A 22,274-nucleotide genomic window follows, 5' to 3' on the forward strand; every position below is an offset into this window, starting at 1 on the left:
CGCTCGGCACGGCAAGTTTCATGCCGCGCGACACGAATTGGCCATATTGATATGACAGCGGAAACTGACGGCAAGCGACGTTTTCAAACATCGATCTCCCTATGCCTTCGCTTCGCAATATTGTGATAGTTCGTGGCGAAGTTTTTGGTGGTGCATTAAGGGAACGGATCGATACTGAGCTGCGTTACTTGGCGCGAGCCGCGCTAATTGCTGCTTTCCTCTCTAGGCTGCGTATAATTGGATCGCAGCGCTGAACGGTTGGGATATGTCGAAGAAAAACGGAATTGAACCCTTCTCGCGCCGCTCTTTCCTGCGGTCGGCCGTAACTTTTGGCGCTGCCGCATTGGCTGCACCGGCCCTCGCGCAAAACGCGACACCGCTGGAAGCGTTGATCAATGACCGTTCTCGCGGCAACTGGGACGACCAGTTCGATGCCAAGGCCGCGGCTCGTACGGCCGCCGCCGTACAATCGAACACGCCAATCCTCGGACCGGATTCCGTGCCGAACATCCAGCAGGCGATTGCCCAGTATCAGAGCATCGTTGCCAATGGTGGTTGGCCGCAGGTCAATCCGACGAGCCAGCAGCCTCTGCAGATCGGCGCCACTGATCCTGCGGTGCAGACGCTTCGTCAACATCTGATGGTTTCCGGTGACTTGCCGCGCGAGGCGGGTATCTCCTCCTCCTTCGATTCTTACGTGGACGGCGCCGTCAAGCGCTTCCAGGCTCGTCACGGCTTGCCGCCAGATGGCGTCATCGGCGATTTCACGCAAAAGGCGATGAACATTCCCGCCAATGTTCGTCTGCAGCAGCTGAATACAAATCTCGTCCGCCTTCAGACCTTCCCGTCCGACCTCGGACGCCGTCACGTCATGGTCAACATCCCGGCGACCCGTGTCGAAGCCGTGGAAGACGGCCAGGTGGCACTGCGTCATGAGGCGATCGTCGGCCGTGAATCGCGCCCGACCCACATCATCAATTCGAAGATCTATGAGGTCATCCTCAATCCATACTGGACGGCGCCGCGCTCCATCATCATCAAGGACATCATGCCGCTTATGCGGAAGGATCCGACCTACCTGACGAAGAGCAACATCCGCCTTCTCGATGGCAAGGGTCAGGAAGTAGCGCCCGAGACGATCGACTGGAATTCGGACAAGGCACCGGACCTGATGTTCCGTCAGGACCCGGGCAAGACCAACGCCATGGCGTCCACGAAGATCAACTTCCATAACCCCAACAACGAATACATGCACGATACGCCGGAGCAGGGGCTGTTCAACAAGCTGATGCGCTTCGACAGCTCGGGCTGTGTGCGCGTTCAGAACGTTCGTGACTTGGCGACCTGGCTGTTGTCGGAAACGCCTGGCTGGCCGCGCCAGCACATCGAGCAGGTGATCTCGACCCGCGTCAACACGCCGATCACCCTGGCGACGGAAGTGCCCGTTTATTTCGTCTACATCTCCGCATGGAGTGCTCGCGACGGCATCGTGCAGTTCCGCGACGATATCTATAATCTCGACGGCAATGCCCAGCTGGCGCTTGATACGACCCAGGGCATGGAGCAGCCGGTTCAGTAATCGGCATTCCGACTGCAATTCATATCAAAGCCGCATCCCCGGATGCGGCTTTTTCATTGGCCGGAACCGCTCTGCGTAGAATGCCCAGCAAATGTCGCTGGTCGTATTGCCCTTGTGCGACCCTGACGTTAATACCAACTACATTGCCGTTTGGCCGTTCAGGAGCTTTCACGATGACCAATGCGTTCACCGAACCCTTCTTCAATCGCTCGCTTGCCGATACTGATCCGGAAATTTTTGGCGCGATCGGCAAGGAATTGGGTCGCCAGCGGCACGAAATCGAACTGATCGCCTCGGAAAACATCGTCTCGCGCGCCGTGCTGGAAGCGCAGGGCTCGATCATGACGAACAAGTACGCTGAGGGATATCCGGGCAAGCGCTATTACGGCGGCTGCCAGTTCGTCGATATCGCCGAAGAGCTCGCCATCGAGCGCGCCAAGAAGCTGTTCGGCGTCAATTTTGCCAACGTCCAGCCGAATTCCGGTTCGCAGATGAACCAGGCCGTATTCCTCGCGCTGCTGCAGCCGGGCGATACCTTCATGGGCCTCGATCTGAACTCGGGCGGCCACCTGACGCATGGTTCGCCGGTCAACATGTCCGGCAAGTGGTTCAACGTGGTGTCCTATGGCGTGCGCGAAGGCGACAACCTGCTCGATATGGATGCGGTTCAGCGCAAGGCCGAGGAAACCAAACCGAAGCTGATCATCGCCGGCGGCACGGCCTATTCCCGCATCTGGGACTGGAAGCGCTTCCGCGAGATCGCCGACAGCGTTGGCGCCTATCTGATGGTCGACATGGCTCACATCGCCGGCCTCGTCGCTGGTGGCCAGCATCCGTCGCCGTTCCCGCATTGCCACGTTGCCACCACGACCACGCACAAGTCGCTGCGCGGCCCGCGCGGCGGCATGATCCTCACCAATGACGAGGATTTGGCCAAAAAGTTCAATTCGGCCGTCTTCCCCGGCCTGCAGGGCGGCCCGCTGATGCATGTCATCGCCGCCAAGGCCGTCGCCCTCGGCGAAGCGCTGCAGCCTGATTTCAAGGACTATGCCGCCCAGATCGTCAAGAATGCCAAGGCGCTGGCCGAAACGCTGATCTCCGGCGGCGTCGACGTCGTCTCCGGCGGCACCGACAACCATCTGATGCTTGTGGACTTGCGCAAGAAGAACGCCACCGGCAAGCGCGCCGAGGCTGCCCTTGGCCGAGCCTACGTCACCTGCAACAAGAACGGCATTCCGTTCGATCCGGAAAAGCCTTTCGTCACGTCGGGTGTCCGTCTCGGCACTCCGGCCGGCACGACGCGCGGTTTCAAGGAAGCCGAATTCCGCGAAATCGGCAATCTGATCATCGAAGTGCTCGATGGCCTAAAGGTTGCCAACTCCGATGAAGGCAATGCTGCCGTCGAAGCGGCCGTACGCGAGAAGGTGGTCAAGCTCACCGACCGCTTCCCGATGTACGGCTACATGGGCTGAGGAGGGCGCATGCGCTGCCCCTATTGCGGTACGGAAGACACGCAGGTGAAGGATTCGCGCCCGGCGGAGGATAATACCTCCATCCGCCGGCGGCGTATCTGCCCGGATTGCGGCGGCCGCTTCACGACGTTCGAGCGCGTGCAGCTCCGCGAGCTGATGGTCATCAAGAAGACCGGCCGCAAGGTGCTTTTCGATCGCGACAAGCTGGTGCGATCCTTCGAGATTGCGTTGCGCAAGCGTCCGGTCGATCGCGATCGCATTGAGCGTGCCGTTTCCGGCATCGTTCGCCGCCTCGAAAGCTCGGGCGAGACGGAAATCAGCTCGGAGCAGATCGGTCTTCAGGTGCTGGAAGCGCTGAAGAGTCTCGATGATGTTGCTTTCGTGCGCTATGCGTCCGTCTATCGCGATTTCTCCCATGCGGAGGATTTCGAGCACGTGATCAACGAGATCAACGCCAAGATCGCCCGCGATCCGCTGGATCCTTGACTATGAGCGAGCAGCCGGAAGACGAGCGTTTCATGGCGGAGGCGATCCGCTTTTCGCTCACGCATCTAGGGCTGACCTCCACCAACCCGTCCGTCGGCTGCCTCATCGTGAAAGATGGCATTGTCATCGGCCGTGGCGTCACGGCTGTGGGCGGCCGTCCGCATGCTGAACCTCAGGCTCTGGTCGAGGCAGGCGAAGCGGCGAGGGGAGCGACAGCCTATGTCACGCTCGAACCCTGCTCGCATTACGGCAAGACACCGCCCTGCGCCGAAGCGCTGATCGCTTATGGTGTCGCACGGGTTGTCGTCAGCGTCACCGATCCCGATCAGCGTGTGTCCGGCCGTGGCATCAACATGCTGCGTGCTGCCGGCATCGAAGTCGATACCGGTGTTCTTGAGAAAGAGGGTAGGCGCTCCCTGGCGGGCTACCTGATGCGCCAGACGAGAAACCGGCCCTATGTGACTCTCAAGCTTGCCGTTTCCGCCGATGGCATGATCGGCAGGACAGGCGAGGGGCAGGTCCGCATCACCGGCGATCTTGCCCGGGCAGAGGTGCAGAAGCTGCGGGCCGAAAGCGATGCCATTCTCGTTGGTATCGGCACGGCGATCGCAGACGATCCGGAATTGACCTGCCGGCTTCCGGGCCTGGAAGATCGCACCCCCTTGCGTATCGTTATCGATGAAGACCTGCAGCTGCCGCTCGGCAGCAAGCTGGTGAAGACTGCGCGGCAATATCCGGTCATCGCCGTTGCCAGCCATCAGCCGCCCTTTGACGAGAATACCAACAGCGCCTTTTTAGGTCGCCGCGCCGCCCTTGATGCGGCGGGTGTCGAGGTGCTGCAGTCCAATTCCAGCGAGCCGGGAGAGCTGCTCGAAGCTTTGGGCACGCGCGGGATTTCCTCCCTGCTGGTCGAAGGTGGCGCCAGGACCGCGCGGCGTTTCCTCGAGGCCGGGATGGTCGATCGCATCCTGCTGTTCCAGGGACCGGCCGATATTGGCGAAGGCGGTATTGAATCGCCCGTTCTCAGATCCAATATCCCACCCAGTTTCATGCATATCGGCGAGAGCCAGTTTGGCGACGATCGCTGCGACGAATACGAAAGAGGTTTTTGATGTTTACGGGAATTGTCACCGATCTCGGCACGGTCGAATCCGTTTCTCCTCTGAAAGAAGGTATCAAGCTGCGCGTTGCCACCAATTATGATCCGGCAACCATCGACATGGGTGCTTCGATTTCGCATGCCGGCGTCTGCCTGACAGTGACCGGCCTGCCGCAAGAGGGCAGCAACGGTCGCTGGTTCGAGGTCGAGGCCTGGGAAGAAGCCCTGCGGCTGACCACCATCGGCAGCTGGGAAGCGGGAGCCAAGATCAACCTCGAACGTTCGCTGAAGATTGGCGATGAGCTCGGCGGACACATTGTTTCCGGCCATGTCGACGGCAGGGCTGAAATTCTCTCGGTAACGCCTGAAGGCGATGCCACCCGCTATCGCCTGCGCGCGCCGGAGCATCTTGCCAAATTCGTCGCGCCGAAGGGGTCGATTGCACTCGACGGCACCTCGCTGACGGTCAACGCCGTCGATGGGACCGATTTCGACGTGCTGCTGATCCGCCACACCCTTGAGGTCACCACCTGGGGCGAACGCAAGGCCGGAGACTTCGTCAATTTCGAGGTCGATACCATGGCGCGCTATGCTGCCCGGCTGGCTGAATTTCCGGTCGTCCGCGAAGGCTGAGCCTCACCCCCACTCCCACATATGAGCTCGGACTGTTTACTCGAGCATTTTCTCCATGCGAAAATTCGCCAGCGTCTGGCCGAGCTTTTGCACCTGTTGCGCGGCCAGGACGACAAAGCCCTTTCGCTCGAAGAAGGGACGGGCGGTCAGGCTGGCTTCGGTGAATATTCGCTGCAGGCCTTGATCGCGAGCAGCCTTTTCGACGGTCGCAAGCAGCAGGCTGGCAATACCCTTGCCCTGATGATCGGGGTCCACGAACATCATGTCCAGACAGCCGTCCGGCTTGAGATCCGTGAAACCGACCGGCATTGGTCCGTTCATTGCAAGCCATGTCGGTCGGCTCGCGCGATATTGAGCCCAGACTTCGGCATCATCGACCTTTGCCCAGGCCGCAATTTGCTCGGGGCTATAATCCTTAGATGCAGTCTCACGAATGGCTCTTAGGAAAATGTCGATCGTGGCCCGTGCATCATCCGGCACATAGGCCTTGATCGAGAACATCTCCAACATCCGCGCCTTTTCCCGGTTCGTCTATCGTTCGAACATGGCGTTGGGTTTGTGTTTGTAGGTCACGTCACCGATCCGCCGGAAGCCGATCTTTTCGGCGATGCGTAGCGACGGCTTGTTTTCCAGATCGACCATGCAGGTCATGCGCCGGCCGGCGAACTGCTTGTCCGCCCAAGAGATCGCGGCACTCATTGCCTCCGTCGCATAGCCCTTTCCCTGCATCGGCGGCGTGATGCCCCAGCCCGCTTCGAGCGTGCCCTCCGTCGACGGGATCTCGTCTCTGTGCAGATCGAGAAAACCAACTTCGCCGATCAGCTTGCCGCTTTCGCGTTCCTGGACCGCGAAGAAACCGAAGCCAAGATGATGCCACAGGCCGCCGTAGCGCAGGAGGCGCGCCCAGACCTGCTCGCGGGTGGGCAACTCGCCGCCGATGAAGCGCACGAGGTCCTTATGCTTCCAGAGATCAAGAAATTCGTCGAAATCGTCCAGCCGGTGGCCGCGCAGCAAAAGCCGCTCAGTCGTCAATATCGGAATGATGGTCATGGGGGTCTATGTCTTTGCTAATATGTATTTGGTTAGATTCAGTCGTTCGATGCGCCGGGCTCGCCGTCCCAGTAGTCTACATTGGTGGTCGCAGCCCGCCCGATGACGCGGAATGCCGCCTCACCGTTGCGGTTGGTCTTGGCCAGAAACTTGCCGGAATCGGGATATTCGACGACTTCCGTCTGCGCCTTGGTCGAAATGGCGAGATAGATCAGCACACCAGGGCCGTTGTTGATCAGCTGGTGCGCCGTTTCCGGGCCGCCGGCCGGGGCTCCGAGGACGTCACCCTGCCTCACAGCAATCCGATGGTCTCCAAAACGATATTCGCCTTCACCGTCGAGAATGACGAACATCTCTTCCTCGACGTGATGATTGTGAAACGGACAGCCCGATTTGCCGGGGGGGACTTCGTTGTAACTGATGCCGAGGTGCTTCAGGCCGAGCATCGCCCCGAAAGAGGCGTCGCTGCCGGCAAAAAAGCTTCCCTGCTGCCAGTGATCCAGCTGAAGTTCGCCGACATTCACGGCGGGTATGGATTTCTTCGTCATGAGCCCCCCTTCCCAAGTCTGGAATTATTATCGAAGCAGCCGCACGCGCGAAAGCTACAATTTTATGGGTGTTTCGATGATCTCCAAATAGGGTTAGAATCAGGCTCGACCGTTGAAAAACACTTGCCAAGCGAGGCCTGCCGTGGTTTGACCCGGCCTAATAAGGTGCCCAGCCCCTCTCAATCCGCAGGTGATCCATGTCAAGCTCTTCCAATGCCCATATCCTGATCGTCGAAGCCCGCTTCTACGACGATATGGCCGACGCCCTGCTCGATGGTGCCAAGACCGCTCTCGAGGAGGCAGGCGCCACCTATGACGTCGTCACCGTGCCCGGCGCGCTGGAAATTCCGGCTGCGATTGCGATGGCGCTTGACGGTGGTGACAATGGCGGCGTCGTCTATGACGGCTATATCGCTCTCGGCATGGTCATCCGCGGCGAAACCTATCATTTCGATATCGTCGCCAATGAATCCTCGCGCGCTCTGATGGATCTCGCCGTCAGCGAATCCCTGCCGATCGGCAACGGTATCCTGACCGTCGAGAATGACGATCAGGCCTGGGCGCGCGCACGGCGTACGGACAAGGACAAGGGTGGCTTTGCCGCCCGTGCGGCGCTGACGATGATCGCGCTGAAACAGAAGTTGGGTGCATAAGTTCATGAGCAATCAGGACAACGAGCGATCGGCAAAGCCCGCTAATCAGCGGGGCGCGGCGCGTCTTGCGGCGGTGCAGGCGCTCTATCAGATGGATATCGGCGGAACCGGCGTTCTGGAGGTGGTGGCCGAATACGAGGCGCACCGTCTCGGGCAGGAACTGGACGGTGAGACCTATCTGAAGGCTGACGCCTCCTGGTTCCGTTCCATCGTATCGGGCGTCGTGCGTGAACAGACCAAGCTCGATCCGCTGATCGGCTCGGCTCTTCAGGACGACTGGGCGTTGTCGCGTCTCGACAGCACCGTTCGTGCGATCCTGCGTGCCGGCACATTCGAACTGCTCGACCGCAAGGACGTGCCGGTTCCGGTCATCGTCACCGAATATGTCGAGATTGCGCATGCCTTCTTCGAAGAAGATGAGCCGAAACTCGTGAATGCCGTGCTCGACCGAATCGCCAAGCAGGTTCGCGGCGAAGCCAAGAAATAAGCTTCGCCGAGGCTGCGGCCTCCGGCGCGTTGCGCTTTCGTTTCCTTCGTTCGCGCCTGATTTCAGCCACGGATATTCTTTTGAACCTCCTGCGGGCGTTTTACCCGCGGGCGGTCTTGACGCGACGTTTTCCCAACAGCAATCTTGCACTGCACATCCGTCGATCGCCTTGGAGGAGGGCAGTCACGGTTGTCGCAGGCGGCCGGGGGAGGAGTGAACCGCCGGCTTTTTTGGAGGGAAAAAGCGAAATGTCGATTCTTATAGGCGTTATAGCGTGCGGGCTGCTCTCGGTGGTTTATGCCATCTGGACGACCCGGTCGGTGCTTGCGGCCGATCAGGGTAATGCGCGCATGCAGGAAATTGCGGGTTATATCCGCGAAGGCGCACAAGCTTATCTGGCGCGCCAATATACAGCGATCGCAATTGTTGGTGTCATTGTTTTCATTGCCGCCTGGCTTCTATTGTCTGGCGAAGCCGCTATCGGCTTCCTGATCGGCGCAGTTCTCTCGGGCGCGGCCGGATTCATCGGCATGCATGTCTCCGTGCGCGCCAACGTTCGCACCGCGCAGGCCTCATCGCATAGCCTGTCCGCCGGTCTCGATATCGCCTTCAAGTCGGGCGCAATCACCGGCATGCTGGTTGCCGGCCTCGCATTGCTTGGCGTCTCGATCTATTTCTACGTGCTAACAGGCGTTCTCGGTCATGAACCGGGCTCGCGCGATGTCATCGATGCACTCGTCGCCCTCGGTTTCGGCGCGTCGCTGATTTCGATCTTCGCCCGTCTCGGCGGCGGTATTTTCACCAAGGGTGCCGATGTCGGCGGTGACCTGGTCGGCAAGGTGGAAGCCGGCATTCCCGAGGATGATCCGCGCAATCCCGCCACCATCGCCGATAACGTCGGCGACAACGTCGGCGATTGCGCCGGCATGGCAGCCGATCTGTTCGAAACCTATGCGGTCTCCGTCGTCGCGACCATGGTCCTCGCCTCGATCTTCTTCGCCGGCTCGCCGCTGCTTGCTTCCGCGATGATCTATCCGCTTGCGATTTGCGGCGCCTGCATCATCACATCGATCATCGGCACCTTCTTCGTGAAGCTTGGTGCGAATGGATCGATCATGGGCGCTCTTTACAAGGGGCTCATCGCCACCGGCATCCTCTCGATCCTCGGGCTGGCCGCGGCCACGTCGCTGACCATCGGTTGGGGCTCGGTTGGGACCATCGCCGGTTTCGAGGTCACCGGAACCAAGCTCTTCGCCTGCGGCATCGTCGGCCTGATCGTCACGGCGCTAATCGTCGTCATCACCGAATACTACACAGGCACGAACAAGCGACCGGTCAACTCCATCGCGCAGGCATCGGTCACCGGCCACGGCACCAACGTCATCCAGGGCCTCGCCGTTTCACTTGAATCGACGGCTTTGCCGGCGATCGTCATTGTCGGCGGCATCATCGCGACCTATCAGCTCGGCGGCCTGTTTGGCACCGGTATCGCCGTTACGGCCATGCTTGGTCTTGCCGGTATGATCGTTGCGCTCGACGCCTTCGGCCCGGTCACCGACAATGCCGGGGGCATCGCGGAAATGTCGCATCTTCCGCCGGAAGTGCGCAAATCGACCGATGCACTCGATGCGGTCGGCAACACCACCAAGGCAGTCACAAAGGGCTATGCCATCGGCTCGGCTGGTCTCGGCGCACTGGTACTGTTCGCTGCCTATTCGAACGACCTGCAGTATTTCGCGGCTCACGGCGACAAGTTCCCTTATTTCGCCAATGTCGGCACGATCTCCTTCGATCTGTCGAACCCCTATGTCGTTGCCGGGTTGTTGTTCGGTGGCCTCATTCCCTACCTCTTCGGCGGTATCGCCATGACGGCCGTCGGCCGGGCTGCCGGTTCGATCGTCGAGGAAGTGCGCAAGCAGTTTCGCGAGAAACCGGGTATCATGCAGGGCACCGAACGTCCCGATTATGGTCGCGCGGTCGACATACTGACCAAGGCCGCCATTCGCGAGATGATCATTCCGTCGCTGCTGCCCGTTCTGGCACCGATCGTCGTCTATTTCGGCGTTCTGCTGATTTCCGGCTCCAAGGCCTCGGCCTTCGCAGCCCTCGGTGCGTCCTTGCTTGGCGTGATCATCAACGGCCTTTTCGTCGCCATCTCCATGACGTCGGGTGGCGGTGCATGGGACAATGCCAAGAAGAGCTTCGAGGATGGCTTCGTCGACAAGGACGGCACGCGCCACATGAAGGGCTCCGAAGCTCACAAGGCCTCGGTAACGGGCGATACCGTCGGCGATCCCTATAAGGATACAGCGGGTCCCGCAGTCAATCCGGCGATCAAGATCACCAACATTGTCGCATTGCTGCTGCTGGCTATCCTTGCCGGCTAAAACATGATGCCGAAAGGCGCGGAGCGGATTGAGAATTCAGGTCGGCTCGACCTGAATTCTTCCGCTCCAGGCGAAGCAAAAACGAACGCATAAAGAAAACCCGCGAGGCGAAACGCCTCGCGGGTTTTTTGCTGGAAGACTTTCCCGGCTTACTGGCCCGGGTTGAGGTTGTTGAGGAAGTTCCTCGCACCGTTGACGCCACTGCCGCCACCCTGGAGGATCTGCTGCAGGAAGGTGATGTCGCGGCCGCCTGTCGGCGTCGTCCGGCCGATCATGTCGAAGACCTTGCCGTCCTTCAGCGTGTAGTTGGCTTCCTGCTTCACGATGCCATCCTTGTCGAAATAGATCGCCAGGATGTTCTGGTCGACCAGCTTCGGCTTCATGAAGGCGACGGCGCGCGTGCGCTTCTGGGAAATGTAATAGAAGACCTCGCCGTCGAACGTCGCAGTGGTCGAAGGCGTACCAAGCGAGAGCAGGACCTGCTCGCGGCTCGAGCCAACCGGCGCCAGCGCCAGCGACTGCTGATCGAAGATGTAACCGTTGTTCATGACGTCGCCGGTCTGGCAAGCCGTAAGTCCTACGGTCGCAATCACCAGGGCGATGGCGGCACTGCTGCTGAAAGTTATGTCAGACTTGAAATACCGTCTGGTCAACGACATCTCATCTCCCCTAATGAATCAATCCGATGGCCGGTCGGCCGGTATCACCTTGCTGTACATATCATTGTGGCCTTTCCGCGATTGAAAAGGGCACAAGACGTTGTTCGTCACTCTTCATCACCGATCATGCACAGCGTGACGACGGGTAAGGGCAGGAGCCTCGAAGCGGGCACAAACGGCATTGCAATTCGCGCCTGCTTCGGTAAACCAGCTTTAGCGTGGATGCAACAAGGCCAAGCAAAAACGGCGCGCTCTGAATGAGCCAATTCCGGGAATTCTCATGATTTTTGGGCTCTTTCGCAAAAGAAATAACAATCAGCTCATTGTCGTCAGGCAATATGAGCTTCTGACATCCGTGGCGCGGCAGCCGATTTTCTATACCGATTATGATGTGCCCGACACGGTGATGGGGCGCTTCGAATTGCTTTCGGTCGTCATGATCCTGTTTTTTCGCCGCACACGGGCGTCAGCGACCAGTGGGCAGGAGCTCGCGCAGGAAATCGTCGATGCGTTCTTCGAGGACATCGATTATTCGATCCGCGAACTCGGAATCGGTGACAACAGCGTACCGAAGCGCATGAAGAAGCTGGCGGGTATGTTCTATGGCCGGCTCGAGAGCTATGCAGCCGCCATGGACGGCAATGATCGCGTTGCTCTTGCCGCGGCCCTTCGGCGCAACATCTATCCCAAGGCCGCTGACGGTGAGGCCTCCATGGCCGCGCTTGCGGAATGGATGATGACCGCGGAGGCGCATATGGCTGGGATAGAAGAGGATGCGATTGCCACGGGTTCGGCGGTGTTGCCGTTGCCGGCCGCGCTCGGGCAACAGTTGGTTTAGGAGATAAGAATGAAAAACAACGACTCCGGCGAAACGCCTTTTTCCTATTTCGTGAAGGTTGGCCACATCTCCGCCAATCCCGTCGAGGTGCATGTCGAGGCTGATAAACGCGAGCTTGCAGGCCTGGCGGAGCTATGGGATGTCCTCTCTGTGGAGAAGCTTGAGGCCGATCTGAAGATCTCGCGCTGGAAGCGTGACGGCGTGCGGATCAAGGGAGATGTGCGGGCGAAGATCGTTCAGGCTTGCGTCGTTACGCTCGAGCCTGTGGAATCGGAGATCAACGAGAATTTCGAGCATATTTTCGTGCCGGAAGATTCCAAACTGGCGCGCGCGCCGTCGATGGATGCCGGTGAAATGGTGCTCGATCCGGACGGCCCTGATATCCCAGAGACATTTACCGGAGATACAATCGATGCCGGTGCGGTCGTTGCGGAATTCGCAGCGCTCGCAATCGATCCTTACCCACGCAAGCCCGGCGTAGAGTTCGACGGGCATATTGAAGATACGGGCGAAAGTGACAGGAAACCGTCACCTTTCGCGGTTCTGAAAGACTGGAAAAAGGAATAGACCCTCGTGGCAACCGAGCACAATTCAGTTGTAACCGAGGGAGAAAACGGTATTTTGACGCCAAATTCGCCAGGCCCGGCGGACAACAAGGACTAGGGACGCGTGATCAGAATTTCTCTTGACCTGATGGGTGGCGACTTCGGCCCTGAGGTTGTTGTTCCCGGCGCGGCCAAGGCGCTGGATAGGCATCCCGATATCACGTTCATCCTATACGGACAGAAGGACCGCTGCGAGGCGGTCCTGGCCAAATATCCGAAGCTTAGGGAAAAGTCCGTCTTTCACGAATGTGATGTTGCCATCGGCATGGACGAGAAGCCAAGCCAGGCACTTCGCCGCGGCCGCTACGTGTCCAGCATGTGGCGTTCGATCGAAGCGGTGAAGCTCGGAGACGCGGATGTCGTCGTGTCGGCCGGTAATACCGGCGCGCTCATGGCTATGGCGAAGTTCTGTTTGCGCACCATGGCCAATATAGAACGGCCGGCGATCGCCGCGATCTGGCCCACGCTGCGCGGCGAAAGCATCGTGCTTGATGTCGGAGCCACCATTGGCGCTGATGCCCAGCAATTGCTCGATTTTGCCTTGATGGGTGGCGCCATGGCGCGTGCGCTCTTCGAGATCGAACGTCCGACGGTTGGCCTGCTGAATGTCGGTGTTGAGGAAATCAAGGGGCAGGAAGACGTCAAGGATGCCGGACGCCTGATCCGTGAGGCCAATCTCGAATCGCTTGAATATTCCGGTTTCGTCGAAGGCGACGATATCGGCAAGGGTACGGTCGACGTCGTGGTCACCGAAGGCTTCTCAGGCAATATCGCGCTGAAGGCTGCAGAGGGCACGGCAAAGCAGATCGGCGCCTATTTGCGCGCGGCGATGACGAGGACGTTGCTGGCGCGCATTGGCTATATCTTTGCCAAGGGCGCGTTCGACCTGCTGCGCGAGAAGCTCGATCCCAGCAAGGTCAATGGTGGCGTCTTTCTCGGCCTCAACGGTATTGTCATCAAGAGCCATGGTGGCGCGAATGCCGAAGCCTTCGCGGCGGCTATCGATGTTGGCTACGATATGGCCAAGAATGGGCTCACGCAGAAAATCGAAAATGATTTGAAGAGATATCATGCCAAGCGGCTCCCCCCAATCGGGCCGGAAGCGGCATGAGCGACGGGGTAAAAGCAGAATGATCCGTTCAGTTGTTCGCGGTTTTGGGGCGGCGCTCCCCAAACGCGTCATGACCAATGCCGAGATGGAACAGGTTGTCGAAACCAGCGACGACTGGATTGTCCAGCGCAGCGGTATTCGTCAGCGCTACATAGCAGGCGAAGATGAAACCACGGCGTCGCTGGGCGAGCAGGCGGCGCGAGCCGCCCTTGCCAATGCCGGTTTGACGCCCGACGATCTCGACATGATCATCGTTGCCACCTCGACACCGGACAATACTTTTCCGGCAACCGCGGTGAACATTCAGAATCGGCTCGGCATGCATCATGGCTTTGCCTTCGATGTTCAGGCCGTCTGTACCGGTTTCGTCTATGCCGTGACCACCGCCGACGCCTATATTCGCGGCGGCCTTGCCAAGCGTGTGCTCGTCATCGGCGCCGAGACGTTTTCCCGTATTCTCGATTGGACCGATCGCACGACCTGCGTTCTCTTCGGCGACGGCGCTGGCGCCCTGATCCTCGAGGCAGGCGAGGGGAGCGGCGCCAACACCGATCGCGGCGTGCTCTCGGCAAGTCTGCGTTCCGACGGCGCGCACAAGGACAAGCTCTATGTCGACGGCGGTCCGTCGTCGACGGGCACGGTCGGCGTGCTGCACATGGCCGGGCGTGAGGTGTTCAAGCACGCCGTCGGCATGATCACGGACGTTATCCAGGCTGCCTTCGATGCCACTGGTTCGACCGTGGAGGATCTGGATTGGCTGGTGCCGCATCAGGCCAATCGCCGGATCATTGACGGCTCCGCCAAGAAGCTTGGAATTGCTCCCGAGAAGGTTGTGATCACCGTCGATCTTCATGGCAATACGTCCGCTGCCTCGATCCCCCTGGCGCTTTCGGTTGCTGCCGGAGATGGCCGAATCAAGAAGGGTGATCTGGTGATGCTGGAGGCGATGGGCGGTGGATTCACCTGGGGTGCAGTGCTGCTGCGCTGGTAGCGCGATATCTCCAAAAGCCGTTCCGAACAATAGCTTGACCGTTTGCCGCAAGGGCAATAGTCTCTCACGGCTTGAATAAGATTACCTATCAATATGGGCGGGGAGCTATGACGGGCAAGACAGTGACGCGCGCAGATTTGGCGGAGTCGGTATTCCGGAAAGTCGGCCTCTCGCGGACGGAGTCGGCGGAGCTCGTCGAGACGGTTATCGATGAAATTTGCAACGCCATCGTGCGTGGCGAAACCGTAAAACTCTCTTCATTCGCGACGTTTCAGGTGCGCGATAAAAATGAACGCGTCGGTCGCAATCCGAAGACCGGCGAGGAAGTGCCGATCTCTCCGCGCCGTGTCATGACGTTCAAGGCATCGAACGTTTTGAAAACGCGCATTCTGAAGGCTCATGCAAGCCGCAAGGCGAAAGCCAGACCGGCAAATCCAGCCTCCTGATCCATCCGAAAGCTTGGTTTTGTAATGGGCCACATGCCTTGCGCTGTGGCCTTTAGCGTTCGGTTTCTGCGCGGCTTTTCAGCTTGCTTGTGCAGCAGTTGAACAGACCACTTGAATTTCCGCCGCCAAACCGTTGAAATATGGTGAGTCGTATCTTGAAGGATTCGGCATCGATATCCGGTTTTGCGCGATCCGGCCCGAATGGTGCCGCACTCACGCTGTGGGAGTATGATGATGGACAAGAGCCCGGATGCATTTCGCACGATCAGCGAAGTTGCGGAAGACCTTGATCTGCCGCAGCATGTCCTACGGTTCTGGGAGACGCGCTTTCCACAAATCAAGCCGATGAAGCGAGGCGGCGGTCGGCGCTATTACCGGCCTGAAGATGTCGATCTGCTGAATGGCATCCGGCATCTGCTCTATGATCATGGCTACACGATCAAGGGCGTTCAGAAGCTTCTGAAGACCAATGGCAACAAGTTCGTCATCGCCGTCGGTCATGGGGATCTCGCCAGTGTCGAAGCTCTGGCTGCTGCCACACAGGAGCCCGCACCCGTCGAGCCGCGCGTCAACTCGGCCAACCCCGATGAAGATCAGATTGTCGGCCGTGCCAAGGCACCGATAAGCCGCCGTTTCTTCAATTTCGTCAGCGGTGACGATGGTACGCCGGATGTTTCCATCGGCAAGTCCAGTGTCGGCAAGGAAGATCGAGCCCTGCTGCAGGAAACGCTTTACGATCTTTTGGAATGCAAGCGCCTGCTGGATCAAGTGCGATAAGGCGCATCTGTTTCGCGCTGTGGATGTATGCCCAGTGGCGTATGTACAATATGCGAAATACAAATTATGGTGGTTTGCGTGCTGATTAGCATCCTAGGGATGCTGACCGGACGCATATGTATAGGTATCGGCTGCGTTCGGTGACATTTTTGTCACATTGCCACTCTTCTGCGTTGTAGGAAATTAGTTCGGCAGCCTTATTAACTTGCCCGACCCCAACTCTGGGTTCAGTTTGGCGGCGAAGCTTCGTTGCTTCACCCTTCAAAGAAGGGGAACAGCCAGTCAGGCCATGGAGGGGCAAGAAATTGTCTGCCGGGAGACTCCGTCCCTGATGGATAGTCGAATGGAGACACCATGAACATCAAGAGCCTTCTTCTTGGCTCCGCCGCTGCAATCGCCGCAGCGAGCGGTGCGCATGCCGCCGATGCCATCGTTTCAGCAGAACCGGAACCGCTGGAATATGTCCGCATATGTGACGCCTACGGTACCGGCTATTTCTTTATTCCCGGCACTGAAACCTGCCTGAAAGTCGGCGGCAAGGTCCGTACCGAAGGTGAATGGTACGATGCCTATAATCCGCGTAGCAGGGTCGGCACTCTCTGGCATGAGCGCGTGGAGCTCAATGTCGATACTGCGACCGATACCGAATATGGAGCGCTGAAGACCAACACCATCTTCCGTTGGGAATGGAACGACGGAGGCGCGACATCCGCCAAGCTACTGTTCGCCAATATCAGCCTCGGTGGCTTCACGGTTGGTAAGCTCGACTCGCAGTACAACCTTTATGTGGGTTATGCCGGCGACGTCATCAACGATGATGCGATCTATGATGGCCCATACGAACTCAACCAGCTGACCTATAATTATGATGCAGGCAACGGTTTCACGGCCGTGATCTCGCTCGAAGATAGCAACTCCACGTCCGACGGCTCGGCATCTTACGGCGCCGGCTGGTGGACGGACGACAAGTCCGACCACTACGCGCCCGATGTTGTCGCTGGTTTCGGCTACAAGGTGGATAACTGGGGCTTCAAGATCGTCGGCGGTTACGACTCGATCGTCGAAGAGGGTGCCATCAAGGCACGCATCGATGCCAAGTTCGGCGCTTTCGAAGCCTTCCTGATGGGCGGCTGGAACACCGATGGCGACAAGCTCAACAAATATGCCGGCACGAACCAGGATATTTCCGCCTGCACGACGTCGAGCGGCACCGTCAACGCCGGCAAGTGCGGCTGGGGTGACTGGGCAGTCTGGGGCGGCGTTGGCGTTCCGATCAACGACAAGCTGAAGTGGAACCTGCAGCTAGCCTACACCGAGTCGAAGATGTTCGAGGCAACGACGAACCTCAAGATCTATCCGGTCAAGGATTTCCTGGTCGAGCCGGAACTGACCTATATGCACTACGACTTTATCAAGGATGATACTGTCGCCGGCATCCTCCGTTTCGAACGGAATTTCTGATCCGAGCAGGCTATCTGCCGCAGTCCCCAAATGGATCTGCCGGCAAAAGCCAGGCACCGCAGGCCCCGCCGAAATGCGGGGCCTTTTCGTTCGCGGCCCCATCGGCTGTTAAGCATGCTACCATCTTTGCGCGCATCTCAAGGCAGTTTTGGCCCGATTCCGTGCATCGCATGATAAGGTTGGCTTGCTAAACATTACCTTTGGCTGTATTCGCTTCTTCGGGGTTGTCTTATAAATTGCCGGAGGGAACATGCGCATACGTGCCACCGTGGCGGCGAGTCTCGTCGCTATAACCACCATTCTATCGAGCTGTCAGACACCACAGGAATCTGCGATGAATGCCGAAATGACCTGTCAGTCGCAGGGCTTCCGCCCAGGCACGCAACGCTACAATCGCTGCGTCGGCGCGACCTATCAGGCAAACCGCGTTCAGGCGCAGCAGGCTGAAAATCAGGCTGCCGGACTTGCCGCTGCCGGCATCATCGGCGGTGTTCTGGTCGGCGCCGCAGTCAGCGACCATCATCACCGCGGCTACTACGGCCGGCCTTACTATCGTCGCTGCTATCGTTGCTGGTAGTCGGCACGCTGGCCCGCATATGAATTTAAAAACTCCGCTGGTTCGCTCCGGCGGAGTTTTTTGTTTTCGTCACACGACGTTAAAACGGCGTGACAATCTCGCGGTTGACCAGCTTCAAGCTGCGATCCGGCTGCAGGATATAGGTCTCATAGACATCCTCTCCCCATTGATTGGTGAAGCGATGGTCAATGCGGGCTCCGATCGGCGATTGGGTCAGCTTCATGTGCGGCTGGCCGCCATAGGTGATGCTGCCGGGAATGGGTTGCAGCGATTGCGTCGTGTTGCATGCCGCGAGCAGCGGCGCACACAGCATGAGGACTATCAGAGGCTTCATCGCCGTAACTTTCCGTTGACTTCTCGTTTGCCGGAATTCGTCACGCAATTATGACGGAAGGGCATCTATGAGTATGGATCGAAATCACTATATACAGGTAGTATCGGCATGCTCGGCGACAAGGTTTCTCACGCAGATGTGCTTGGGCAGTGCTGCCGGATTTCGAAGGAGTCGCATATGTTTACGATTGCCAGATCGATAACTGCCGCCGGCTTTGGTTTGTTGCTGGCGGCCGGCGCCGCCATGCCGGCAGGCGCAATGACCATGCCAGCGCTATCTGTACCCGCGCCCGAGCAGACCGACGTCATCCAGGTTCGCGATCACGGACATGGCCATTGGCACAATCACAATCGCTGGGGTGGTGGTCATCATTGGCGCCATGGTTCCGATAGCTATTACGACGACGACTCGGACAGTGGCGTGCTCTTCAAATCCTTCGTGACAGGCACACTCTTCAACGGGCAGCGTGCCAGAGGCTATTACGACAGTCATACCCGCGCCTGCGCGAGCCGCTACCAGTCTTATCGGCCTTCGGATAACACCTATCAGCCGAGCAAGGGGCCTAGGCGCGCGTGCCGCTAAGCCGGAACTTTTTCTAAGCGGGTTATTACTTTTCGCTTGCGTCGGGAAACTCTAAACTCTAAACGAAACAAGCCGTTTCGGCAGGTCGGGGCGTAGCGCAGCCCGGTAGCGCACTTGACTGGGGGTCAAGGGGTCGCAGGTTCAAATCCTGTCGCCCCGACCATTTATCTCCTTGAGCTCCCAATCGAATTTTCAGTGAGTTAGCCGCACCAGGAAGGCGCCTGGCCGTTCCAGCGCCGTGCGAGGCCCTCGGAGACGAGCTGGTCGCCGATTGAGCGGCCGGCGCGCATGGCTATGCGCAGCTTGCCGCCATTTTGGTCGTCGCCACGGTTGCTGCCGGAAAGCACGAAGGTCCCGTCATTGAGAATGGCCTGCAGCCGCAGTTTTGCGGCCACCGCCTTTTGCCTCTCGCTTGGGCAACGCGCGGCACCGACATCGGGCACATCGACATCGGCCAGCTGGATCCTGACGCCATCCTGCCAGAACGTGTTGCCATCCACCACGCAGTTCGTGCCGGAACCGCCGCCGCAAAGCACGAACCGGCCGCCGCTTTGAACCCGCGGAGCGGGGGAGGGTCTTTCGATCGGCGTCTTGCTCACCGGCATGGCCACGGGAATGGCTGCCGGCGGTACCGGCAGGGCGTTTGTCTCACGCGGCTCGGGAGTGATTGCTGCTGTTCTGGCCCTCGGCTTGCTTGCCGGTACCGGCGCTTCCTGTGCCACATGCGGCAGACCGGCAACGGCGCCTGCATGAGCAATCATCGACGGCATTTCCTTGCGATGCTGGTAGGCGTAGATGCCGGCCACGGCCGCCAGGCCGACGACACCCCACAGCCACATCGAACTGCCCGCGCTGGATTGCGGCTTGCGCCGCGTGCGTCGTTTCGCTTTTGCCATGGTAGAATCCCTCAATTGCGAGGGGATTATCGCCGCGATTTCTTACCGATCCGTTGGCTTTTCGTCACCTGGCGCCGAAGGCCGGGGATTCCTATTTCGTTGACGTGGTCGATGGCTTGAGCTTGACGGCCATCGTGACCTGGCCGCTCACCGAAAGTTTCGGCCCACGCCCATCGAAATTATTGATCGACGTATTGCTCGACATCGCACTGATTTCGCAGCTGTCGGCGATGGTATCGAGCAGGGTGGCGCAGCTGCTTGCCGCGACCTTATAGAAGGATTTCAATGCCTTCTCCTGCTGCTCCTCATTGTCGCCATCGGGTAGCGAGTAGGAAAACGATATCCCGGATTGCACAGAGATATATCCATCCGGCAGCTGCCGAGGGGTGCGCAGCGGCAGATTCTGGAGATTTTGCGCCAGGGCCGGCAAGGCCAGACCGGCCAGCAGCAATCCAAGAACAGCGGAAATAAAGGATCTGGTCGTCGTCATCGTCAGGTCTCCGTTTTGTTCGCTTATCTCAGGTGCAGATGAAGGTCTGGTGATGGCGTAACTTAAAATTGTATCTTTTGCGAAGCTGTCGCATTGTGTGCGAATCAGAAATGCATCACGGCATGCGATTGCACCAAAAGCTTTCTTGCCAAGCCTAAGGCCAGAGCGCATAGTCTAGTCATATTGTCGGGCAAGAAGCGGATACTGGCGATATTGTTGCGTGCTTCCGCCCGAAAGACGAGGCAGCGCAATGTTGGAAACCCCACTACATCCACGGGATTTACCCCTGTTTTCGGACGATCTGGATCGTCTGGAGAAGGTATTGGACAGCGTCTGCCGGGATCGCGGCATGAACCCGCGCAGTCCGGAGGCCGAGCGGGTCGGGGCGTTGATCATCCAGCTTTATCGCCAGGGGGTGAAGGACGACGCTAAGCTCCTCGCGCTCGCCAGGGCTTATTTCTGACACAACTGCGTTTTTTTATGGCCTTGAATCTAATCGATTTAAGCTGATTTCACATAGCAGCAATGATGCATTGTGTCTGTTCGAAGCGACACTGCCATCCTATATATGCTGCATTGCACAAAGAGAATTGATTTCTCAATGTCACTGATTCTCCATTCAGGGACAGTGCGCGGCTGCCGCAGCGGAGGAAACACCGGGAGCGGCGGGCGTGGATAATGTGAAAGGCCCATGATGAATTTTAAAGTTCCGAGCCGGCTTCGCCGTTTGCTCGTCGATTCCGTCGAGCTTCCGCAGCTCAAGTTTCCGATGACACGGCCGCTCGCGCAGCCGTCGCGTCGCCGTATTTCCGCGCGGCCTACGCCGCAGCGTTTGACGGAAATCCTGTGGTTCGGCCGTAATCCCGGCGACCTGCGCATGCTCGAATATGTACCGCCGGGCGTCAAGGGCCCGATGCCGCTCGTCGTCGTCCTGCACGGCTGTCATCAGAATGCCGAGGATTTCGATCGCGCCAGCGGTTGGACCACTCTGGCTCGCCAGCACGGATTTGCGGTGCTTTATGCCGAGCAGAAGCTGTCGAACAATCCCAACCTGTGCTTCAACTGGTTTCGCCCGAGCATGGTGACACGCGACCGCGGCGAACTCGGCTCCATTCGCGAGATGATCGATTTCAGCCGGCGTGTGCATACGATCGACGATAGCAAGATTTTCGTCATGGGCCTGTCTGCCGGCGGTGCCATGGCTGCAGCGCTCCTTGCGACCTACCCGGAGCTGTTTGCCGCAGGCGCCGTCATTGGCGGCTTGCCTTTCGGCGCCGCCCGCGATGCCATGTCTGCTCTCGATGTGATGAACCGTGGCTCGACGCGCGCAGCTGAAAAATGGGGAGAACTCGTCCGCGAAGTTTCGCCCGATGCCGAGCGTTATCCCGTCGTCTCCATCTGGCATGGCGACGAGGATGAGGTCGTTTCGGTTGCCAATGCCGAAGCATCGATCGCCCAATGGCTGGACGTACGTGATCGTCCGCGGATCAAGGGTCGCCTGCGCCTCTTCGAGGGCGGCGAGCGGCGCGAATGGCGCGACGACTACGGCAACATCATCCTGGAACTTGTGACGTTGAATGGCTTTGGCCACGGTCTGCCGGTTGGTCCGGTCATCGAAGGCTGGGAGCCGGCAAACGATACCGAGCGCTACATCCTGCCTGCGGCCGTTTCCGCGCCGGAGCAGCTGGTCAAGGGCTGGGGATTGGCGGCCTAGATGTCTCTCGGGAGAGATGTAATCTAGCTCCCGGGCTTTGGAATAGATAGGATTGCGGAGCGGTCGTGCTAAATCGCATGATCGCTCCGGCTATCAATCATCATTAGTGGCGTTCAGATTTTCCGGCCGAATGCCATCATCATCGGCGCTCCGATGCCTGAAGCGGATGCCGGCGCCGCCGGCTCCATCATTACCGCTTGCAAGAAAAAGCACGCCGCGCGTTTCGAGTGCAGATCGTACGGCGGTAAGTGCCTTCCCATCGGCGGAATTCACATCCGTTTCCAGCGCTTCAATAGTCGATACCGGAAGCTTGCTTTCGCCGGCGAGAGCTTCCGCTGTCAGTCCGAGCATGGCGCGCGCGCCGCGTAATTGTGCTGATGTGATCATCGTTTAAGTGTA

General features: G+C 58.8%; 27 protein-coding genes and 1 tRNA gene. 20 read left to right on the forward strand and 8 right to left on the reverse strand.

Going from position 1 to position 22,274, the window contains the following annotated elements; genetic code table 11:
* Positions 1 to 265 precede the first annotated feature (265 nt).
* The 5 genes from ACQZ6F_RS15205 to ACQZ6F_RS15225 all read left to right on the forward strand — a co-directional run bounded on the left by ACQZ6F_RS15205 (position 266) and on the right by ACQZ6F_RS15225 (position 5,269).
* Positions 266 to 1,579 (forward strand): L,D-transpeptidase family protein, encoded by a 1,314-nt coding sequence (locus tag ACQZ6F_RS15205; RefSeq protein ID WP_077470064.1) that lies wholly within the window; start codon positions 266 to 268, stop codon positions 1,577 to 1,579.
* 173 nt (positions 1,580 to 1,752) lie between these two features.
* Complete coding sequence (glyA, locus tag ACQZ6F_RS15210; protein WP_449093479.1) at positions 1,753 to 3,051, forward strand: serine hydroxymethyltransferase; 1,299 nt, start codon at positions 1,753 to 1,755, stop codon at positions 3,049 to 3,051.
* 9 nt (positions 3,052 to 3,060) lie between these two features.
* Positions 3,061 to 3,537 (forward strand): transcriptional regulator NrdR, encoded by a 477-nt coding sequence (nrdR, locus tag ACQZ6F_RS15215; protein WP_068385764.1) that lies wholly within the window; start codon positions 3,061 to 3,063, stop codon positions 3,535 to 3,537.
* Between the two features lie 2 nt (positions 3,538 to 3,539).
* Positions 3,540 to 4,649 carry a bifunctional diaminohydroxyphosphoribosylaminopyrimidine deaminase/5-amino-6-(5-phosphoribosylamino)uracil reductase RibD gene (gene ribD, locus ACQZ6F_RS15220; RefSeq protein ID WP_449093478.1) on the forward strand — a complete coding sequence of 370 codons (1,110 nt, stop codon included), beginning with the start codon at positions 3,540 to 3,542 and terminating at the stop codon, positions 4,647 to 4,649.
* The gene (locus tag ACQZ6F_RS15225) at positions 4,649 to 5,269 is read left to right on the forward strand and encodes a riboflavin synthase (RefSeq protein ID WP_449093477.1); all 621 of its coding nucleotides are present in this window, start codon (positions 4,649 to 4,651) and stop codon (positions 5,267 to 5,269) included. Before ribD ends, ACQZ6F_RS15225 begins: the two co-directional genes overlap by 1 nt.
* Before the next feature lie 36 nt (positions 5,270 to 5,305).
* On the opposite strand, the gene ACQZ6F_RS15230 is transcribed toward ACQZ6F_RS15225, so the two are convergent.
* From ACQZ6F_RS15230 to ACQZ6F_RS15240, 3 genes are read right to left on the reverse strand one after another with little or no spacing between them, the layout of a single operon-like run.
* Complete coding sequence (locus tag ACQZ6F_RS15230) at positions 5,306 to 5,779, reverse strand: GNAT family N-acetyltransferase (protein ID WP_449093476.1); 474 nt, start codon at positions 5,777 to 5,779, stop codon at positions 5,306 to 5,308.
* 21 nt (positions 5,780 to 5,800) lie between these two features.
* Positions 5,801 to 6,319: a GNAT family N-acetyltransferase gene (locus tag ACQZ6F_RS15235; protein ID WP_068385772.1), complete on the reverse strand. Its 519-nt coding sequence runs from the start codon at positions 6,317 to 6,319 to the stop codon at positions 5,801 to 5,803.
* 38 nt (positions 6,320 to 6,357) lie between these two features.
* Entirely contained in the window at positions 6,358 to 6,867 is a 510-nt protein-coding gene (locus ACQZ6F_RS15240) for a cupin domain-containing protein (RefSeq protein WP_449093475.1), read from the reverse strand.
* 197 nt (positions 6,868 to 7,064) lie between these two features.
* On the opposite strand from ACQZ6F_RS15240, the gene ACQZ6F_RS15245 reads away from it, so the two are divergent.
* The 3 genes from ACQZ6F_RS15245 to ACQZ6F_RS15255 all read left to right on the forward strand — a co-directional run bounded on the left by ACQZ6F_RS15245 (position 7,065) and on the right by ACQZ6F_RS15255 (position 10,394).
* Positions 7,065 to 7,520 carry a 6,7-dimethyl-8-ribityllumazine synthase gene (locus tag ACQZ6F_RS15245; protein WP_449093474.1) on the forward strand — a complete coding sequence of 152 codons (456 nt, stop codon included), beginning with the start codon at positions 7,065 to 7,067 and terminating at the stop codon, positions 7,518 to 7,520.
* 4 nt (positions 7,521 to 7,524) lie between these two features.
* Positions 7,525 to 8,007, forward strand: a complete 483-nt coding sequence (gene nusB, locus ACQZ6F_RS15250; protein WP_449093473.1) for a transcription antitermination factor NusB — start codon at positions 7,525 to 7,527, stop codon at positions 8,005 to 8,007.
* A gap of 248 nt (positions 8,008 to 8,255) precedes the next feature.
* Positions 8,256 to 10,394 (forward strand): sodium-translocating pyrophosphatase, encoded by a 2,139-nt coding sequence (locus ACQZ6F_RS15255; protein ID WP_077470070.1) that lies wholly within the window; start codon positions 8,256 to 8,258, stop codon positions 10,392 to 10,394.
* Positions 10,395 to 10,543: 149 nt separating this feature from the next.
* Here ACQZ6F_RS15255 and ACQZ6F_RS15260 read toward each other — a convergent pair whose 3' ends face one another.
* A complete protein-coding gene (locus tag ACQZ6F_RS15260; protein WP_077470071.1) occupies positions 10,544 to 11,053 on the reverse strand; it encodes an outer membrane protein assembly factor BamE in 510 nt (169 codons plus the stop codon).
* 280 nt (positions 11,054 to 11,333) lie between these two features.
* On the opposite strand from ACQZ6F_RS15260, the gene ACQZ6F_RS15265 reads away from it, so the two are divergent.
* From ACQZ6F_RS15265 to ACQZ6F_RS15300, 8 genes are all read left to right on the forward strand, one after another.
* A complete protein-coding gene (locus tag ACQZ6F_RS15265; protein ID WP_449093472.1) occupies positions 11,334 to 11,891 on the forward strand; it encodes a ubiquinol-cytochrome C chaperone family protein in 558 nt (185 codons plus the stop codon).
* 9 nt (positions 11,892 to 11,900) lie between these two features.
* The gene (locus ACQZ6F_RS15270; protein ID WP_267549606.1) at positions 11,901 to 12,458 is read left to right on the forward strand and encodes a YceD family protein; all 558 of its coding nucleotides are present in this window, start codon (positions 11,901 to 11,903) and stop codon (positions 12,456 to 12,458) included.
* A gap of 102 nt (positions 12,459 to 12,560) precedes the next feature.
* A complete protein-coding gene (gene plsX, locus ACQZ6F_RS15275; RefSeq protein ID WP_077470073.1) occupies positions 12,561 to 13,607 on the forward strand; it encodes a phosphate acyltransferase PlsX in 1,047 nt (348 codons plus the stop codon).
* 19 nt (positions 13,608 to 13,626) lie between these two features.
* Entirely contained in the window at positions 13,627 to 14,598 is a 972-nt protein-coding gene (locus ACQZ6F_RS15280) for a beta-ketoacyl-ACP synthase III (RefSeq protein WP_449093471.1), read from the forward strand.
* Positions 14,599 to 14,705: 107 nt separating this feature from the next.
* Positions 14,706 to 15,044 (forward strand): integration host factor subunit alpha, encoded by a 339-nt coding sequence (locus ACQZ6F_RS15285; RefSeq protein WP_068385791.1) that lies wholly within the window; start codon positions 14,706 to 14,708, stop codon positions 15,042 to 15,044.
* 228 nt (positions 15,045 to 15,272) lie between these two features.
* Positions 15,273 to 15,821, forward strand: a complete 549-nt coding sequence (locus ACQZ6F_RS15290) for a MerR family transcriptional regulator (protein WP_077470075.1) — start codon at positions 15,273 to 15,275, stop codon at positions 15,819 to 15,821.
* Between the two features lie 354 nt (positions 15,822 to 16,175).
* Positions 16,176 to 17,282: a porin gene (locus ACQZ6F_RS15295; protein WP_449093470.1), complete on the forward strand. Its 1,107-nt coding sequence runs from the start codon at positions 16,176 to 16,178 to the stop codon at positions 17,280 to 17,282.
* Between the two features lie 250 nt (positions 17,283 to 17,532).
* Positions 17,533 to 17,859, forward strand: coding sequence for a hypothetical protein (locus tag ACQZ6F_RS15300; RefSeq protein ID WP_068385796.1), 327 nt, complete (start codon positions 17,533 to 17,535; stop codon positions 17,857 to 17,859).
* A gap of 79 nt (positions 17,860 to 17,938) precedes the next feature.
* On the opposite strand, the gene ACQZ6F_RS15305 is transcribed toward ACQZ6F_RS15300, so the two are convergent.
* Complete coding sequence (locus ACQZ6F_RS15305) at positions 17,939 to 18,193, reverse strand: hypothetical protein (RefSeq protein ID WP_068385798.1); 255 nt, start codon at positions 18,191 to 18,193, stop codon at positions 17,939 to 17,941.
* A gap of 177 nt (positions 18,194 to 18,370) precedes the next feature.
* Here ACQZ6F_RS15305 and ACQZ6F_RS15310 point away from each other — a divergent pair, with 177 nt between their 5' ends.
* Positions 18,371 to 18,775: a BA14K family protein gene (locus ACQZ6F_RS15310; RefSeq protein ID WP_077470077.1), complete on the forward strand. Its 405-nt coding sequence runs from the start codon at positions 18,371 to 18,373 to the stop codon at positions 18,773 to 18,775.
* Between the two features lie 86 nt (positions 18,776 to 18,861).
* A tRNA-Pro gene (locus tag ACQZ6F_RS15315) sits at positions 18,862 to 18,938 on the forward strand.
* A gap of 37 nt (positions 18,939 to 18,975) precedes the next feature.
* Here the strand turns inward: ACQZ6F_RS15315 and ACQZ6F_RS15320 are convergent.
* Positions 18,976 to 19,671, reverse strand: coding sequence for a thermonuclease family protein (locus ACQZ6F_RS15320; protein ID WP_449093469.1), 696 nt, complete (start codon positions 19,669 to 19,671; stop codon positions 18,976 to 18,978).
* 91 nt (positions 19,672 to 19,762) lie between these two features.
* Entirely contained in the window at positions 19,763 to 20,332 is a 570-nt protein-coding gene (locus ACQZ6F_RS15325) for a hypothetical protein (protein ID WP_449093468.1), read from the reverse strand.
* A 79-nt stretch (positions 20,333 to 20,411) separates the two neighbouring features.
* On the opposite strand from ACQZ6F_RS15325, the gene ACQZ6F_RS15330 reads away from it, so the two are divergent.
* A complete protein-coding gene (locus tag ACQZ6F_RS15330) occupies positions 20,412 to 20,624 on the forward strand; it encodes a hypothetical protein (protein ID WP_077470080.1) in 213 nt (70 codons plus the stop codon).
* 228 nt (positions 20,625 to 20,852) lie between these two features.
* Positions 20,853 to 21,875: an extracellular catalytic domain type 1 short-chain-length polyhydroxyalkanoate depolymerase gene (locus ACQZ6F_RS15335; RefSeq protein ID WP_449093467.1), complete on the forward strand. Its 1,023-nt coding sequence runs from the start codon at positions 20,853 to 20,855 to the stop codon at positions 21,873 to 21,875.
* 93 nt (positions 21,876 to 21,968) lie between these two features.
* Here the strand turns inward: ACQZ6F_RS15335 and ACQZ6F_RS15340 are convergent, their stop codons facing one another.
* Entirely contained in the window at positions 21,969 to 22,262 is a 294-nt protein-coding gene (locus tag ACQZ6F_RS15340) for a DNA-binding protein (RefSeq protein WP_449093466.1), read from the reverse strand.
* Positions 22,263 to 22,274 lie beyond the last annotated feature (12 nt).

The sequence above is a fragment of the Rhizobium sp. A22-96 genome (assembly GCF_053521805.1).

Excerpts from the sequence above, each read along its gene's own strand:
- ACQZ6F_RS15305 (WP_068385798.1), bottom strand. The coding sequence starts at position 18,193 with ATGAAGCCTCTGATAGTCCTCATGCTGTGTGCGCCGCTGCTCGCGGCA.
- ACQZ6F_RS15205 (WP_077470064.1), top strand. The coding sequence starts at position 266 with ATGTCGAAGAAAAACGGAATTGAACCCTTCTCGCGCCGCTCTTTCCTG.
- glyA (WP_449093479.1), top strand. The coding sequence starts at position 1,753 with ATGACCAATGCGTTCACCGAACCCTTCTTCAATCGCTCGCTTGCCGAT.
- nrdR (WP_068385764.1), top strand. The coding sequence starts at position 3,061 with ATGCGCTGCCCCTATTGCGGTACGGAAGACACGCAGGTGAAGGATTCG.
- ACQZ6F_RS15310 (WP_077470077.1), top strand. The coding sequence starts at position 18,371 with ATGTTTACGATTGCCAGATCGATAACTGCCGCCGGCTTTGGTTTGTTG.
- ACQZ6F_RS15340 (WP_449093466.1), bottom strand. The coding sequence starts at position 22,262 with ATGATCACATCAGCACAATTACGCGGCGCGCGCGCCATGCTCGGACTG.
- ACQZ6F_RS15240 (WP_449093475.1), bottom strand. The coding sequence starts at position 6,867 with ATGACGAAGAAATCCATACCCGCCGTGAATGTCGGCGAACTTCAGCTG.
- ACQZ6F_RS15325 (WP_449093468.1), bottom strand. The coding sequence starts at position 20,332 with ATGCGCTCTGGCCTTAGGCTTGGCAAGAAAGCTTTTGGTGCAATCGCA.
- ACQZ6F_RS15235 (WP_068385772.1), bottom strand. The coding sequence starts at position 6,319 with ATGACCATCATTCCGATATTGACGACTGAGCGGCTTTTGCTGCGCGGC.
- ACQZ6F_RS15270 (WP_267549606.1), top strand. The coding sequence starts at position 11,901 with ATGAAAAACAACGACTCCGGCGAAACGCCTTTTTCCTATTTCGTGAAG.
- ACQZ6F_RS15230 (WP_449093476.1), bottom strand. The coding sequence starts at position 5,779 with ATGTTGGAGATGTTCTCGATCAAGGCCTATGTGCCGGATGATGCACGG.
- ACQZ6F_RS15225 (WP_449093477.1), top strand. The coding sequence starts at position 4,649 with ATGTTTACGGGAATTGTCACCGATCTCGGCACGGTCGAATCCGTTTCT.
- ACQZ6F_RS15330 (WP_077470080.1), top strand. The coding sequence starts at position 20,412 with ATGTTGGAAACCCCACTACATCCACGGGATTTACCCCTGTTTTCGGAC.
- ACQZ6F_RS15280 (WP_449093471.1), top strand. The coding sequence starts at position 13,627 with ATGATCCGTTCAGTTGTTCGCGGTTTTGGGGCGGCGCTCCCCAAACGC.
- ACQZ6F_RS15260 (WP_077470071.1), bottom strand. The coding sequence starts at position 11,053 with ATGTCGTTGACCAGACGGTATTTCAAGTCTGACATAACTTTCAGCAGC.
- ACQZ6F_RS15245 (WP_449093474.1), top strand. The coding sequence starts at position 7,065 with ATGTCAAGCTCTTCCAATGCCCATATCCTGATCGTCGAAGCCCGCTTC.
- nusB (WP_449093473.1), top strand. The coding sequence starts at position 7,525 with ATGAGCAATCAGGACAACGAGCGATCGGCAAAGCCCGCTAATCAGCGG.
- ACQZ6F_RS15255 (WP_077470070.1), top strand. The coding sequence starts at position 8,256 with ATGTCGATTCTTATAGGCGTTATAGCGTGCGGGCTGCTCTCGGTGGTT.
- ribD (WP_449093478.1), top strand. The coding sequence starts at position 3,540 with ATGAGCGAGCAGCCGGAAGACGAGCGTTTCATGGCGGAGGCGATCCGC.
- ACQZ6F_RS15320 (WP_449093469.1), bottom strand. The coding sequence starts at position 19,671 with ATGGCAAAAGCGAAACGACGCACGCGGCGCAAGCCGCAATCCAGCGCG.
- ACQZ6F_RS15335 (WP_449093467.1), top strand. The coding sequence starts at position 20,853 with ATGATGAATTTTAAAGTTCCGAGCCGGCTTCGCCGTTTGCTCGTCGAT.
- ACQZ6F_RS15300 (WP_068385796.1), top strand. The coding sequence starts at position 17,533 with ATGCGCATACGTGCCACCGTGGCGGCGAGTCTCGTCGCTATAACCACC.
- ACQZ6F_RS15290 (WP_077470075.1), top strand. The coding sequence starts at position 15,273 with ATGATGATGGACAAGAGCCCGGATGCATTTCGCACGATCAGCGAAGTT.
- ACQZ6F_RS15285 (WP_068385791.1), top strand. The coding sequence starts at position 14,706 with ATGACGGGCAAGACAGTGACGCGCGCAGATTTGGCGGAGTCGGTATTC.
- ACQZ6F_RS15295 (WP_449093470.1), top strand. The coding sequence starts at position 16,176 with ATGAACATCAAGAGCCTTCTTCTTGGCTCCGCCGCTGCAATCGCCGCA.
- ACQZ6F_RS15265 (WP_449093472.1), top strand. The coding sequence starts at position 11,334 with ATGATTTTTGGGCTCTTTCGCAAAAGAAATAACAATCAGCTCATTGTC.